This window comes from Nocardioides aquaticus, from assembly GCF_018459925.1.
GTDB classification, from domain to species: Bacteria; Actinomycetota; Actinomycetes; order Propionibacteriales; family Nocardioidaceae; genus Nocardioides; species Nocardioides aquaticus.
Map to the genome: position 1 here is coordinate 2,047,862 of NZ_CP075371.1, position 13,859 is coordinate 2,061,720.

Consider the following 13,859-nt stretch of genomic DNA (forward strand, 5'->3'; position numbering starts at 1 on the left):
ACCCCTCCCTCCCGTGCCACAGGAAAGGTCGCCCACCCGGGCCTCCATGACAGACAGCGTGCCCGTCCAGCCCACCAAGCACACCGTGGTGGTCCCCAGCAGCATCGACATGGTCACCCTGCTCGGCCCCGGCGACGAGCACCTCGCCATGATCGAGCGCAGCTTCGACGCCGAGGTCCACGTCCGGGGCAACCGGATCAGCCTCACCGGCGAGCCGGCCGAGATCGCGATGGCCGAGCGCCTGCTGGACGAGCTCGTCACGATCATCCGCACCGGCCAGGGCGTCACCGCCGAGATCGTCGAGCGGGTGATGACGATGTTGCGCTCCTCGACCACGGAGCGCCCCGCCGACGTGCTCTCGCAGAACATCCTGTCCAACCGCGGGCGCTCGATCCGGCCCAAGACCGTGAACCAGAAGCGCTACGTCGACGCGATCGACGAGCACACCATCACGTTCGGGATCGGCCCGGCCGGCACCGGCAAGACGTACCTGGCGATGGCCAAGGCCGTCCAGGCGCTGCAGGCCAAGGCGGTCACCCGGATCATCCTGACCCGCCCGGCGGTCGAGGCGGGGGAGCGGCTGGGCTACCTGCCCGGGACGCTGAGCGAGAAGATCGACCCGTACCTGCGCCCCCTCTACGACGCGCTGCACGACATGATCGACCCCGAGACGATCCCGAAGCTGCTAGCGGCCGGGACGATCGAGGTGGCGCCCCTGGCGTACATGAGGGGCAGGACCTTGAACGACGCCTTCATCATCCTCGACGAGGCCCAGAACACCTCGCCGGAGCAGATGAAGATGTTCCTGACCCGGCTCGGGTTCGGCTCCAAGATCGTGGTCACCGGCGACGTCACCCAGGTCGACCTGCCGAAGGGCACCAAGTCCGGCCTGCGCGTGGTCGAGGACATCCTCGACGGCGTCGACGACCTGTCCTTCAACCGCCTCGGCAGCGCCGACGTCGTGCGGCACCGGCTGGTCGGCAAGATCGTCGCGGCCTACGACCAGCACGACGCCGACCGCGAGTCCAGGCTCCAGCGCGAGCAGGGCCAGCCCGCCCAGCCCGCCTCCTCCGGCGACCGGTCCTGAGCGGGTGGGGACGATGAGCATCGAGATCCTGGACGAGTCCGGCCACGGCATCGACGCCGCGCACCTGGCCCGGCTGTGCCGGTTCGTGATGGACCGGATGCGGGTCCACCCGCAGGCCGAGCTCTGCCTCAAGGCGGTCGACCGCGACACGATCGCCGAGCTCAACGAGCGGTGGATGGAGAAGGCCGGGCCGACCGACGTGCTGGCCTTCCCGATGGACGAGCTGCGCCCCGGCATGGTCGACGAGGAACCCGAGGAGGGCGTCCTGGGCGACCTCGTCCTGTGCCCCGAGATCGCCGCCACGCAGGGCGAGGAGGCCGGTCACGGCGAGCTGGCCGAGATCGAGCTGCTGACCACGCACGGGATCCTGCACCTGCTCGGCTACGACCACGCCGAGCCCGACGAGCACCGCGAGATGTTCTCCCTCCAGGACGAGATCCTCGCCGCCTGGCGTGCCCGGCCCGCGGAGGCAGCGCAGCCGGTCCAGGACGGCGCGTGACCGCCGACGTCCTGCCGTTCCTGGCCGCCGCCGTCCTCGTGGTCGCGGCCGGTGTGCTCAGCGCCGTCGACGCCGCGCTGGCGCAGTTCTCCCGCGCCCGCGCCCAGGAGCTGGTGGCCGAGGGCCGTACGGGCGCCAAGCGGCTGCTCGCCCTGCTCGACGACCCGCCCCGCTACCTCAGCACCGCGCTCCTGCTGCGCCTGGCCGCCGAGATCACCGCCATCGTGCTGGTGACCCTCGAGCTGAGCCAGGCACTGGACCGACGCTGGGGCCTGACCGTCGTGGTGACCACGGTCCTGATGCTGGTGGTCTCGTTCGTGGCCATCGGCGCCGCCCCGCGCACCCTGGGCCGCCAGCACTCCGAGAGCGTCGCGGTCTGGTGCGCGGCCCCGCTGGCCGCCGCGACCCGCGTGCTGGGCCCGCTGCCGCGGCTGCTGATCCTGGTCGGCAACGCGATCACCCCCGGCAAGGGGTTCCGGGAGGGCCCGTTCGGCTCCGAGACCGAGCTGCGCGAGATGGTCGACATGGCCGAGGCCTCGTCGCTGATCGAGTCCGAGGAACGACGGATGATCCACTCCGTCTTCGAGCTCGGCGACACCACGGCACGCGAGGTGATGGTCCCGCGCAACGACGTGGTCTACGTCGAGCGGCACCGCAACCTGCGCCAGACGCTGTCGCTGTTCCTGCGCAGCGGCTACTCCCGGGTGCCGGTGATCGGGGAGAACCTCGACGAGGTGGTCGGCTTCGCCTACCTCAAGGACATCGTCCGCCGCGACTTCGAGGCGCCCGACGCCGAGTTCACCGAGCGCATCGAGGCCCTGATGCGGCCGGTGCACTGGGTGCCGGAGTCCAAGCCCGTCGACGACCTGCTGCGCGAGATGCAGGCCGACCGCACCCACGTCGCGATCGTGGTCGACGAGTACGGCGGCACCGCAGGGCTGATCACCATCGAGGACGTGCTGGAGGAGATCGTCGGCGAGATCACCGACGAGTACGACGAGGAGCAGCTGGACCTGGAGGTGCTCGAGGAGGGCCGCGAGGTCCGCGTGTCCTCGCGGTGGCCGGTCGACGACCTCGAGGAGGTCTTCGGGTTCGACGTCGAGGAGGAGGACGTCGACAGCGTCGGCGGGCTGATGGCCAAGCACCTCGGGCGCGTCCCCATCCCCGGCTCCCACGTCGAGGCGCACGGCCTGCGCTTCGACGCCGAGGACGCCACCGGTCGCCGCAACAAGGTCAGCACCGTCCGGATCCGGCTGCTCGCGCCCACCACCGCGGACGCCGGGACCGGTAGCACCGGGACCGCCGGTAGCACCGCGACCACCGGGACCGTCCCCACGACGACGACCGAGCCGACCGGCACCGACGAGACGATGGCGAGCACCCGTGACTGACCACGCCCCCCGACCGACGACTCGACAGACCCGACCGACCTGGCGCCCGCGCCGGACCCGCTGCCGGCCGAGGACGCCAAGCTGGTCACGCTCGCGCGTGCCACCAGGGCCCGCACGGGTGCTGCCGAGGGCGCCGCGGTGCGCGACTCCGACGGTCGGACCTACGCCGCCGCGACGGTGGACCTGCCCTCGCTGCGGGTCTCGGCCCTCGGGGTGTGCGTGGCGATGGCGGTGGCCTCCGGCTCGGCCGGCCTCGAGGCCGCCGTCGTCCTCGGCGCCGGGGGCAGCGTGGCGCCGGCCGACGTCGACGCCGTCCGGGACCTCGGCGGGCCCGGCGTCCCCGTCCACGTCGGTGACGCCCGCGGCGCCCTGGGGGCACCGCCACGACCTGACCCGCGACCTGACCACGGGGCGTGTCGAACCCCACACTGGTTGAGGTCGGCAACCACCCGGGGTTCCCGCCGGGGGCGCGCAGGAGTAGTTTCCGATCACGTGACAGACGTCGGTATCCGCGATCCCCAGGTCCTGCCGGGCTGGGCGGCCCACCAGGCAGGCGTGGCGCGGCTGCGCACCTCGTACGCCGCGATCCCGGCCGGCGAACCGGTCCGGCTGGCCAAGACCACCTCGAACCTGTTCCGTGCGCGCAGCGCGACGGCGTCGCCCGGGCTGGACGTCTCGGGCCTCACCGGCGTGATCGGCGTCGACCCCGACGCGCGGACCGCGCAGGTGCAGGGGATGTGCACCTACGAGGACCTCGTCGCCGCGACCCTGGTGCACGGGCTGGTCCCGCTGGTGGTGCCGCAGCTGCGCACGATCACCCTCGGCGGCGCCGTGACCGGCCTCGGCATCGAGTCCACCAGCTTCCGCAACGGGCTGCCGCACGAGTCGGTGCGGGAGATGGACGTGCTCACCGGCGACGGCCAGGTCGTCACCACCCGGCCCGGCGACGCGCTCTTCGACGCCTTCCCCAACTCCTACGGCTCCCTGGGCTACGCCACCCGGCTCGAGATCGACCTCGAGGAGGTCCCGGCGTACGTCGCCCTGCGGCACGTCCGCTTCGACGACGCGGCGACGCTCTCCGCGGCCGTCGCCGGCGTCGTGGCCACCGGTGAGCACGACGGCGAGCGCGTCGACGGGCTCGACGGCGTCGCCTTCGCCCCCGACGAGCTCTACCTGACCCTGGCCCGCTGGACCGACCGGAAGCCGGTCGACGGCACGCCGCTCTCGGACTACGCCGGCCAGCAGGTGTTCTACCGCTCGATCCAGGAGCGCTCCACCGACCTGCTGACGGTCGAGGACTACCTCTGGCGCTGGGACACCGACTGGTTCTGGTGCTCGGGCGCCTTCGGGGCGCAGCACCCGGTCCTCCGCCGGCTGTGGCCGCGGCGCTGGCGCCGTTCGGACGCCTACCACCGCCTCCTCGGGCTGGACCAGCGCTTCGGCATCGCCGACCGCCTCGACCGGAGGGCCGGTCGTCCGCAGCGCGAGCGCGTGGTCCAGGACGTCGAGGTGCCGCTGGACCGGCTGGGCGACTTCCTGTCCTGGTTCGACGAGCACGTCGGGATGCGGCCGGTCTGGCTGTGCCCGCTGGTGGCGCGGCGTGACTGGTCCACCTACCCGCTGGCCCCCGGCGAGACCTACGTCAACGTCGGGTTCTGGGGCACCGTCCACGTCGGCCCCACGGCCCCCGAGGGCCCGACCAACCGGGCGATCGAGGCCCGGGTGCACGAGCTCGGCGGCCACAAGTCGCTCTACTCCGAGGCCTACTACGACCGGGCCACCTTCGACTCCCTCTACGACGGCGCCACCCTGGCCGCCGTCAGCCGGGCCACCGACCCCGACGGTCGGCTGACCTCCCTCTACGACAAGGCGGTGCGCAACAGATGAGCACGATCCCCATCGGCGACGCGGTCGCCGGACTGATGCGCGACGGGCTCCCCGTGCGCTTCGAGGCCTACGACGGCAGCACGGCGGGCCCGCGCGACGCGTCGATCACCCTGCGCCTGCGCAACCGGCGCGGGCTGGCGTACCTGATGACGGCGCCGGGCGACCTCGGCCTGGCCCGGGCCTACGTGGCCGGCGACCTCGAGCTCGAGGGCGCCCACCCCGGCGACCCGTACGACGCGATGTCGCTGATCCTGAACCACACGAAGTTCCGGCGGCCCTCGGCCAAGGAGCTCGTCGAGCTGGTCCGCGGGCTCGGGCTGTCGAACCTCAAGCCGCCGGCGCCGCCGCCCCAGGAGCACCTGCCGCGCTGGCGCCGGGTGATGGAGGGCATGCGGCACTCGGTGACCCGCGACGCCGACGCGATCGCCCACCACTACGACGTGTCCAACGCGTTCTACGAGCTGGTGCTCGGCCCGTCGATGACCTACACCTGCGCGGTCTACCCCGAGCACGACGCCAGCCTCGAGCAGGCGCAGGCCGAGAAGTACGACCTGGTGTGCCGCAAGCTCGGCCTCCAGCCGGGGATGCGGCTGCTCGACGTGGGCTGCGGCTGGGGTGGCATGGTCCGCCACGCCGCTCGCCACTACGGCGTCCGCGCGCTCGGGGTGACGCTGTCGCGCGAGCAGGCCGGCTGGGCCAAGGAGGCCATCGACCGCGAGGGCCTCGGCGACCTGGCGGAGGTCCGCCACAGCGACTACCGCGACGTGCTCGAGGGCGACTTCGACGCGGTCAGCTCGATCGGGCTCACCGAGCACATCGGGATCCGGCAGTACCCGGCGTACTTCTCGTTCCTGCGCGACCGGCTGCGCCCGGAGGGCCGGCTGCTGAACCACTGCATCACCCGCCCGCACAACCGGCCGGAGGAGACGGGTGCCTTCATCGACCGCTACGTCTTCCCCGACGGCGAGCTGACGGGGTCGGGGACGATCGTCGGCGCCATGCAGGACGTCGGGCTGGAGGTCGCGCACGAGGAGAACCTGCGCCACCACTACGCGATGACGCTGCGCGACTGGAACGCCAACCTGGTCGAGCACTGGGACGAGGCGGTGGCCGAGGTCGGGCTCGGCACGGCCCGCGTCTGGGGGCTCTACATGGCCAGCTCGCGGATCGCCTTCGAGCGCAACGAGATCCAGCTGCACCAGGTGCTCGGCGTGCGCACGACCGACGACGGCGCCGACGGGCTGCCGCTGCGCCCCACCTGGTGAGGGGCGGGTCCGCACGCGCGATGATGGCGCGATGAGCACCCGGGCCGGCCTCCACACCGCGACCGTCGTCGCCCGCGAGCAGGTCTCACCGCACCTCGTGCGGCTGCGCCTCTCCGGCGCCGGGATGGGCGGGTTCACCTCCAGCGGCGTGCCCGACGAGTGGGTCTCGCTGGTCGTCCCGGGGCAGTTCCAGGCCCGCTACTACACCGTCCGCTCGTGGGACGGCGCGGAGCTGGTGCTCGACGTGGTGGTCCACGACGAGGGCCTGGTGACCGAGTGGGTCGCCCGTGACTGCACCGGCGAGGAGGTCGTGGTCTCCGACGCCCGGGGCTCCTACGACCCCCCGCCCGACGCCGGCTGGGTGGTGCTGGTCGGCGACCTCACCGCGCTGCCCGCGATGGCACGGGTGTGCGAGACGACCGACCTGCCGGTGCGGGTGTGGGCCGAGGTGCCCGACGACCCGCGCCTGCTCGCCGACTACCTCCCGACGTCCGGGGCGGGCGGCGCGGAGGTCACCTGGGTGCCGAGCCCCGGCGACGGCACCAGCGGCCTGGCCGCGGTGGTCGAGGAGCTCGTGTGGCCCGACGGCCCGGGGTACTTCTGGATGGCGGGGGAGTCCTCGCAGATGCGGGCCATCCGCAAGCAGGTGATGCGCGAGAAGCGCCTGGCCAGCCACGAGTACGCCGTGATGGGCTACTGGCGCGCCCATGCCCGGCGGCAGCCGCGCAGCGTGGACCCGGGACCCATCTGGCGCGCCGGCAAGGCGGCAGGCAAGACTGACGAGCAGATCTGGGCCGACTACGACGCGGCGCAGCAGCGACAGCAGCAGGACGAGGCGAACGATGGCTGACCTTCCCCCTCCCTCCCCGCCCCCGGCGGGCCTGATGTCGCACGACTGGGCCGAGGGCCACCGCAGCGGCTTCGCGTCCTTCGTCGGCCGGCCCAACGCCGGCAAGTCGACGCTGACGAACGCCCTGGTCGGGACCAAGGTGGCGATCACCTCCGACAAGCCGCAGACGACGCGCAGCGTGGTGCGCGGCATCGTGCACCGCGACGACGCCCAGCTCGTGCTGGTCGACACCCCCGGTCTGCACCGCCCGCGCACGCTGCTCGGCGAGCGGCTGAACGACCTCGTGCGCACCACCTGGGCCGAGGTCGACGTCGTCGCGGTCTGCTTCCCCGCCGACGAGAAGGTCGGCCCCGGGGACCGCTTCATCGTCACCGAGCTGGCCAAGGTGCGCCGTACCGTCAAGGTCGCGGTGGCCACCAAGACCGACCTCGCGACGCCCGAGCAGATCGGGCAGCACCTGATGGACATCGAGCGCCTCGGGCGCGAGACCGACACCGACTGGGCCGAGATCGTGCCCGTCTCGGCCGTCGCCGGCGACCAGGTGGCGCTGCTCGAGGACCTCCTCGTCGCGCAGATGCCCGAGGGCCCGCCGCTCTACCCGGGTGGTGAGCTGACCGACACCCCGGACGAGACGCTGGTCGGTGAGCTGGTCCGCGAGGCCGCCCTCGACGGCGTGCGCGACGAGCTGCCCCACTCGATCGCGGTCGTCATCGAGGAGATGGTGCCCCGCGAGGGCCGCCCCGCCGACCGGCCGCTGCTCGACGTGCACGCGAACCTGTTCGTCGAGCGCGACTCCCAGAAGGGCATCGTGATCGGCCGCAAGGGGGCCCGGCTCCAGGAGGTCGGCACGAACGCGCGCAAGCAGATCGAGGCGCTGCTCGGCACCCCCGTGCACCTCGACCTGCGGGTCAAGGTGGCCAAGGACTGGCAGCGCGACCCCCGCCAGCTGCGCCGGCTCGGCTTCTGACGCGCGGGTCAGGTCAGTCGGGCGCCCAGCAGCGGCCGTACGTCTGTCCCGCCGCCCACTGCTCGGCGTCCGGCCACTCGTAGCCCCACTCGAACTCGGCCGGGTCGGCGGCGGCGTCCCGGCCGGCGTCCTCGCAGGGCGCCTGGCCGGCCTCGCGGGCGGCGGCCGCCCCGGGGTAGTCGCCGTCGGGCAGGTCCACCACCGAGATCGCGCGCCAGGTGTGCTCACGCGCGCAGACGACGCGCTCGAACGCCTCGGCGTCGGGCGCGGCGGTGCCGCACATGCCGTAGCGGCCGGCGCCGTCGGTGGTGGCGAGCGTGCCCTCGAGGTCTTGCCCGAGGTCGGCGAGCTCCTCGTCGGCGCCCACGGCGATCACGTCGCAGCGGAACCACTCCGCGCCCCGGTCGCTCTGCGCGACGGTGGGGGTGAACCACACGGTGCGCAGCATGCTCAGCCGACGCGCCTCCTCGGTCCCGCCGACGAACCCCCCGAGGCGCTCCTGGCACTCCTGCTCGGGCTGGCTGCGCACCCGGGCGGCGTCGACGGCGAGCAGGTGCCCGTCCACGACGGTCTCGAGCCGGCCGGTGGCGAAGGTCTGGGCGGTGTGCTCACGCCCGCAGGCGGTCGACCGGACGGTGGTCGTCGGGGCGAGGGCGTCGTCGTACCCGAGGTCGTAGCAGGCGCCCTCCTCGGGGGCGGCGACCTCCTCGGCGCGCAGCGGGGGCGTGGCCGACGGCGACGGTGCCGACGTCGACGGGTCCGCGGGGGCCGGGTCCGGCGAGGAGCCCGACCCGCCCGAGCAGGCCGTCGCCAGCAGCAGCACGGCGACGGCGGGCGCCGCGGCGAGGCGGGGGCGCATCAGTCGGGCGTCCTGGCCCAGCAGACCGAGCGGCGGTTGCCGGCGTCCCACTCCGCCTCGTGGAAGTAGGTGTAGGCGTACTCGAAGTCGATCGGGTAGTTCAGCCACGCACCCACGGAGTCGGAGCAGAAGTCCCGGGTGGTGACCTCCACGACGCGGTCCCCGGGGTACTCCTCCTCGTCCTCGCCGACCTTGATGGTCGTCACCGCGCGCCACTGGTGCGGCTGGGTGCAGGGGACCTTGGGGGAGCCGGCCACGGTCTCGCCGTCCGCGCAGACCATCCAGCTGTCGTCGGGCCGGCCGAGCAGGAGTCCCTTCGCGGATTCCGGCAGGGGGAGGTAGGACGTGCTCTCGGCGCCGCCGCCGACCACGTCGCAGCGGTACCAGCGTGCGCCCTCGGCCCACGCCTCCTCGCTCGGTCGGAACCACGCCCAGCTCACCACGGTGCGCATGGCCAGCGACTCGTCGGCGCCCAGGAACGCCTCGAACTTCGTGGCGCAGGTCCGGTAGGCGTAGTCGCTGACCTCGGGGGCGTCGTAGGCGGCGGTGTCCAGCGCGTCGGGCATCTCGCCGATCGCGTAGGTCTCCGCGGTGTGCTCCTGGCCGCAGGGCACCGTGGCGGTGGCGTTGCTGGCCGCCGCGACGTCCTCGGGGGTCAGCACCCGGCAGGCACCGAGCTCGGGGGTCTCGACGGCGTCGACCTGGTCGGGGTCGGCGTTCTCGCCCTGGGGCTCGCTGGCCCCGCAGCCCGACAGCACCAGCACGGCCGGTACCGCCACCCCGGCGAGCGCGCGCAGGCCGGCAGACCTCAGCACCACAGACCCCCACACGACCTCGGACCGACCACGGACAGGGCCCCAGGGTAGGTGATGGGCGGTGCCCGGTCGGCGCGGAGGGCTCAGCCGGAGAGCAGCGCGGCCAGCGTGGCCCCGAGCTCGTAGGCCGCACCCCGGTCGGCCTCGCCCACGTCGCCGAGCACCTCGAGGACCGGGGCGGCCTGCGTCCAGGGCAGTGCCGCGACGATGCCCTCCACGGCCCGGACCGCGCCGACGGTGTCGTACCGGCCGTGCACCCACAGTCCCCACGGCTTGCGCCCGGCGCCGGCCGCCCCGGCCGCCGAGCCGTCGTCGGAGAGCGCCCCGCCCACCTCGAGGAACACCGTGTCGAAGAAGTGCTTCAGCGCGCCACTCATGTAGCCGAAGTTGGCCGGCGTCCCGAGCAGCACCCCGTCGGAGCCGAGCACGTCGTCGGCCGTGGCCTCCAGCGCGGACCGCTCGAGCACCTCGACGCCCTCGATCGCCTCGTCGCGGGTCCCCGCCAGGGCGGCCTCGGCCAGCGCGGCCGTGCCGCGGGTGGGGGAGTGGTGGACCACCAGGAGCGTCGTCACCCGGTCGACCGTAGCGCTGGGTCGCCCACGGGCCGGACACGCCCGCCGTCAGCGCCGCCGGTCGGTTAGAGTCCTGTCCATGTCGTGCGCGCTGCTCCTCCTTGGCCGCCGCAGCGAGGTCTGAAACCGGACCCCCTCGCTGCGGAGGTTCGTGCTGTGCCCGGTGACCACCACCCGCCACACCCCGCGAGGACCCCGATGAACCAGCAGATGAGCACCCGTTCGGTCGTCAGCTTCGACACCAACCCGCAGCAGCCCAGCGGGATGCCGCACCAGCGCTACGAGCCCCTCGTGCCGGTCGTCCTCGATGACCGCACCTGGCCTACGAAGTCGATCACGCAGGCACCCCGGTGGTGCGCGGTCGACCTGCGCGACGGCAACCAGGCCCTGATCGACCCGATGTCGCCGACCCGCAAGCGGGCGATGTTCGACCTGCTCGTGGGGATGGGCTACAAGGAGATCGAGGTCGGGTTCCCCAGCGCGAGCCAGACCGACTTCGACTTCGTCCGCCAGCTGATCGACGACGGCGCGATCCCCGACGACGTCGTGATCCAGGTGCTGACCCAGGCCCGCGAGGAGCTGATCGAGCGCACCTTCGAGTCGCTGCGCGGCGCCAAGCAGGCGATCGTGCACCTCTACAACTCCACCTCGACGCTGCAGCGACGGGTCGTCTTCGGCCTCGACCAGGACGGGATCCGCGACATCGCCGTCCAGGGCGCGCGGCTGTGCAAGAAGTACGAGGAGGGCATCCCGGAGACCACCGTCTTCTACGAGTACTCCCCGGAGTCCTACACCGGCACCGAGCTGGAGTTCGCCGTCCGCGTCTGCAACGACGTGCTCGAGGTCTTCGAGCCCACCGCCGACAAGCCGGTGATCATCAACCTGCCGGCCACGGTCGAGATGACCACGCCCAACCTCTACGCCGACTCCATCGAGTGGATGGACCGCAACCTGGCCCACCGCGAGCACGTCGTGCTGTCGCTGCACCCCCACAACGACCGCGGTACGGCCGTGGCCGCCGCCGAGCTCGGCTACCTGGCCGGCGCCGACCGGATCGAGGGCTGCCTGTTCGGCAACGGCGAGCGGACCGGCAACGTGTGCCTGGTGACGCTGGGCCTGAACCTGTTCACCCAGGGCGTCGACCCGCAGATCGACTTCTCCGACATCGACGAGGTCCGCCGCACCGTCGAGTACTGCAACCAGCTGCCGGTCGCCGAGCGCCACCCGTACGGCGGGGACCTCGTCTACACCGCCTTCTCCGGCAGCCACCAGGACGCCATCAAGAAGGGCTTCGAGGCCCTGGAGCGCGACGCCGCCGCGGCCGGCCACGGCGTGGACGAGCACCCGTGGGCGGTGCCGTACCTGCCGATCGACCCCAAGGACGTCGGCCGGTCCTACGAGGCCGTGATCCGCGTCAACAGCCAGTCCGGCAAGGGCGGGGTGGCCTACATCCTCAAGACCGAGCACAAGCTGGAGCTGCCGCGCCGCGCCCAGATCGAGTTCAGCCGGACCATCCAGGCCCGCACCGACGCCGAGGGCGGCGAGGTCACCCCCGACGAGATCTGGGCGGCCTTCCGGGCCGAGTACCTCGACCGGACGAGCCCCCTGCGTCTCGACTCGGTGCACACCTCGTCGGCGGCCGGGGAGCGCGACGCGCTCACGGTGGGCGTCGAGGTCGACGGCGAGCTGCGCCGCCTCGAGGGCACCGGCAACGGCCCGATCGCGGCCTTCGTGACGGCGCTGAACGGTCTCGAGCACGACCTCGACGTGCGGGTGCTGGACTACCACGAGCACGCCCTGTCGGCCGGCGGCGACGCGATCGCCGCGGCGTACGTCGAGTGCACCGTCGGCGACGAGGTGGTCTGGGGCGTCGGGCTCGACGCCAACATCGTGACGGCGTCGCTGCGGGCCGTGCTGAGCGCGGTGAACCGCTCGAGGCGTGCCGGTGCCGGTGCCGCTGGTGCCTGAGCCCGAGCGGGTCCTGGTCTCGGAGCGGATCGGGCAGCTCTTCCACGAGGGCGAGGGCAGCCGGGACCGCCTCGAGTTCACCGAGTACGGCGCGGGCGAGCGCTGGGTGGTCCTGCTGCACGGCCAGCTGATGCCGCGCCGGATGCACCAGCACCTGGCCAGGGCGCTGGCGGCGGGCGGGATGCACGTGGTGACCCTGGACCTGCTCGGGCACGGCCGCTCGGACCGGCCGGCGGACCCGCTGATGTACTCGACGACGGCCTTCGCCGAGCAGGTCGTGGCGCTGCTGGACCACCTCGGTGCGGAGCAGGCCGTCGTCGGGGGCACGTCGCTGGGCGCCAACGTCGCGCTCGAGGTCGCCGTGGTGGCCCCGGACCGGGTCCGCGGGCTGCTGCTGGAGATGCCGGTCCTCGACAACGCGCTCGAGGCCGGGATCCTGGCCTTCGGCCCGCTGCTCTTCGCCGCGCGGTTCCTGCCGGTGAGCATCAGCGCGCTGCGCCTGGTCACCCGCCCGGTGCCGCGCGGTCTGGTGCCGTTCTGGGTCGGGATCGGGCTGGACACCCTCGACCAGCGGCCCGCACCGATGGCCGCGGTCGTGCACGGGCTGTTCTTCGGCCGGATCGCTCCCGCGCGGCGGATGCGACGCGCGATCGGGGCGCCGGCGATGGTGGTGGGGCACCCGGCCGACCCGATCCACCCGGCGGCCGACGCGGCCATGCTGGCCGACGAGATGCCGCGGGCGCGGTTCGTCCGGGCCCGCAGCATCCTGGAGTGGCGCGTCTCGCCCGCCCGGCTCGACGGTCTCGCGCTCGACTTCGTGCGCGGGTGCTGGTCGGCGGCGCCGGCCTCCGCGGACGACCCGCGTACGGCCTGACGCCGGCCTGCGGCCCCGGCGACCGGGGCTGAGGGATGATCGGGGGGTGCCCACCTACCGTGACGAGGCCGTCGTCCTGCGCACCCAGAAGCTGGGCGAGGCCGACCGGATCATCACGCTGCTGACGCGCTCCCACGGCCGGGTGCGGGCGGTGGCCAAGGGGGTCCGTCGGACGTCGTCGCGGTTCGGGTCACGCCTCGAGCCGTTCACCTACGTCGACCTGCAGCTCTACGAGGGCCGCAACCTCGACACGATCACCCAGGCCGAGACCCGGGCGGGCTGGTACGCCGAGCTCGGCGTCGACTACGAGCGCTACACCGCCGGCACCGTGATGCTGGAGACCGCCGAGCGGCTGGCCTCCGAGGAGCGCGAGCCGGCGGTGCAGCAGTTCCGGCTGCTGGTCGGTGCGCTGCACGCCCTGGCCGGGGGGCGTGCGCCCGGCCAGGTCCTGGACTCCTACCAGCTGAGGGCGCTGGCCACCGCCGGCTACGCGCCGACCTTCGACCACTGCGCGCACTGCGGCCTGGTCGGTCCGCACCGCTGGCTGAACCCGTCGATGGGCGGTGCGCTGTGCGCGACCTGCCGGATCCCCGGCTCGGCGAGTCCTGCGCCGGAGACGATGACCTTGCTGGCGGCGCTGCTCGCAGGTGACTGGCCGACCGTCGAGGCGGCGGACCCGCGGCACGCCAAGCAGGCCGCCGGCCTGGTCTCGGCGTTCGTCGCGTGGCACCTCGAGCGGCAGCTCCGCTCGCTGGAGCACCTCGAGCGCTAGCCCGGTGGTCGAGGAGCGAGCGCAGCGAGCGTCTCGAGACCCCGCCCGTAGGC

General features: G+C 73.2%; 13 protein-coding genes. 10 read left to right on the forward strand and 3 right to left on the reverse strand.

What is annotated here, in order from left to right; genetic code table 11:
- The first annotated feature begins 46 nt into the window (after window positions 1-46).
- From ENKNEFLB_RS09910 to era, 7 genes are all read left to right on the forward strand, one after another.
- Window positions 47-1,087 (forward strand): PhoH family protein, encoded by a 1,041-nt coding sequence (locus tag ENKNEFLB_RS09910; protein ID WP_214059032.1) that lies wholly within the window; start codon window positions 47-49, stop codon window positions 1,085-1,087.
- 13 nt (window positions 1,088-1,100) lie between these two features.
- A complete protein-coding gene (gene ybeY / locus ENKNEFLB_RS09915) occupies window positions 1,101-1,586 on the forward strand; it encodes an rRNA maturation RNase YbeY (protein ID WP_214059033.1) in 486 nt (161 codons plus the stop codon).
- On the forward strand, window positions 1,583-2,977 hold the full coding sequence (locus ENKNEFLB_RS09920) for a hemolysin family protein (protein WP_246535947.1): 1,395 nt from the start codon (window positions 1,583-1,585) through the stop codon (window positions 2,975-2,977). The genes ybeY and ENKNEFLB_RS09920 overlap by 4 nt, the downstream gene beginning before the upstream one ends.
- 492 nt (window positions 2,978-3,469) lie before the next feature.
- Entirely contained in the window at window positions 3,470-4,864 is a 1,395-nt protein-coding gene (locus ENKNEFLB_RS09925; RefSeq protein ID WP_246535948.1) for an FAD-binding oxidoreductase, read from the forward strand.
- A complete protein-coding gene (locus ENKNEFLB_RS09930) occupies window positions 4,861-6,129 on the forward strand; it encodes a class I SAM-dependent methyltransferase (RefSeq protein ID WP_214059034.1) in 1,269 nt (422 codons plus the stop codon). The genes ENKNEFLB_RS09925 and ENKNEFLB_RS09930 overlap by 4 nt, the downstream gene beginning before the upstream one ends.
- A 31-nt stretch (window positions 6,130-6,160) precedes the next feature.
- Entirely contained in the window at window positions 6,161-6,979 is an 819-nt protein-coding gene (locus ENKNEFLB_RS09935) for a siderophore-interacting protein (RefSeq protein ID WP_214059035.1), read from the forward strand.
- Window positions 6,980-7,013: 34 nt separating this feature from the next.
- Entirely contained in the window at window positions 7,014-7,946 is a 933-nt protein-coding gene (gene era / locus ENKNEFLB_RS09940; RefSeq protein ID WP_214059410.1) for a GTPase Era, read from the forward strand.
- A gap of 13 nt (window positions 7,947-7,959) precedes the next feature.
- On the opposite strand, the gene ENKNEFLB_RS09945 is transcribed toward era, so the two are convergent.
- From ENKNEFLB_RS09945 to ENKNEFLB_RS09955, 3 genes are all read right to left on the reverse strand, one after another.
- Window positions 7,960-8,805: a septum formation family protein gene (locus tag ENKNEFLB_RS09945; protein WP_214059036.1), complete on the reverse strand. Its 846-nt coding sequence runs from the start codon at window positions 8,803-8,805 to the stop codon at window positions 7,960-7,962.
- Complete coding sequence (locus tag ENKNEFLB_RS09950; protein ID WP_246535949.1) at window positions 8,805-9,620, reverse strand: septum formation family protein; 816 nt, start codon at window positions 9,618-9,620, stop codon at window positions 8,805-8,807. Before ENKNEFLB_RS09950 ends, ENKNEFLB_RS09945 begins: the two co-directional genes overlap by 1 nt.
- 83 nt (window positions 9,621-9,703) lie before the next feature.
- Complete coding sequence (locus tag ENKNEFLB_RS09955) at window positions 9,704-10,192, reverse strand: flavodoxin family protein (protein WP_214059037.1); 489 nt, start codon at window positions 10,190-10,192, stop codon at window positions 9,704-9,706.
- A 210-nt stretch (window positions 10,193-10,402) separates the two neighbouring features.
- Between ENKNEFLB_RS09955 and leuA the strand changes: the two genes are divergently transcribed.
- Genes leuA through recO form a run of 3 tightly spaced genes read left to right on the forward strand, consistent with a single transcriptional unit; the run spans window position 10,403 to window position 13,806 of the window.
- On the forward strand, window positions 10,403-12,160 hold the full coding sequence (gene leuA, locus ENKNEFLB_RS09960) for a 2-isopropylmalate synthase (protein WP_214059038.1): 1,758 nt from the start codon (window positions 10,403-10,405) through the stop codon (window positions 12,158-12,160).
- Complete coding sequence (locus tag ENKNEFLB_RS09965) at window positions 12,153-13,034, forward strand: alpha/beta fold hydrolase (protein ID WP_246535950.1); 882 nt, start codon at window positions 12,153-12,155, stop codon at window positions 13,032-13,034. The genes leuA and ENKNEFLB_RS09965 overlap by 8 nt, the downstream gene beginning before the upstream one ends.
- 46 nt (window positions 13,035-13,080) lie before the next feature.
- A complete protein-coding gene (gene recO / locus ENKNEFLB_RS09970) occupies window positions 13,081-13,806 on the forward strand; it encodes a DNA repair protein RecO (RefSeq protein WP_214059039.1) in 726 nt (241 codons plus the stop codon).
- Window positions 13,807-13,859 lie beyond the last annotated feature (53 nt).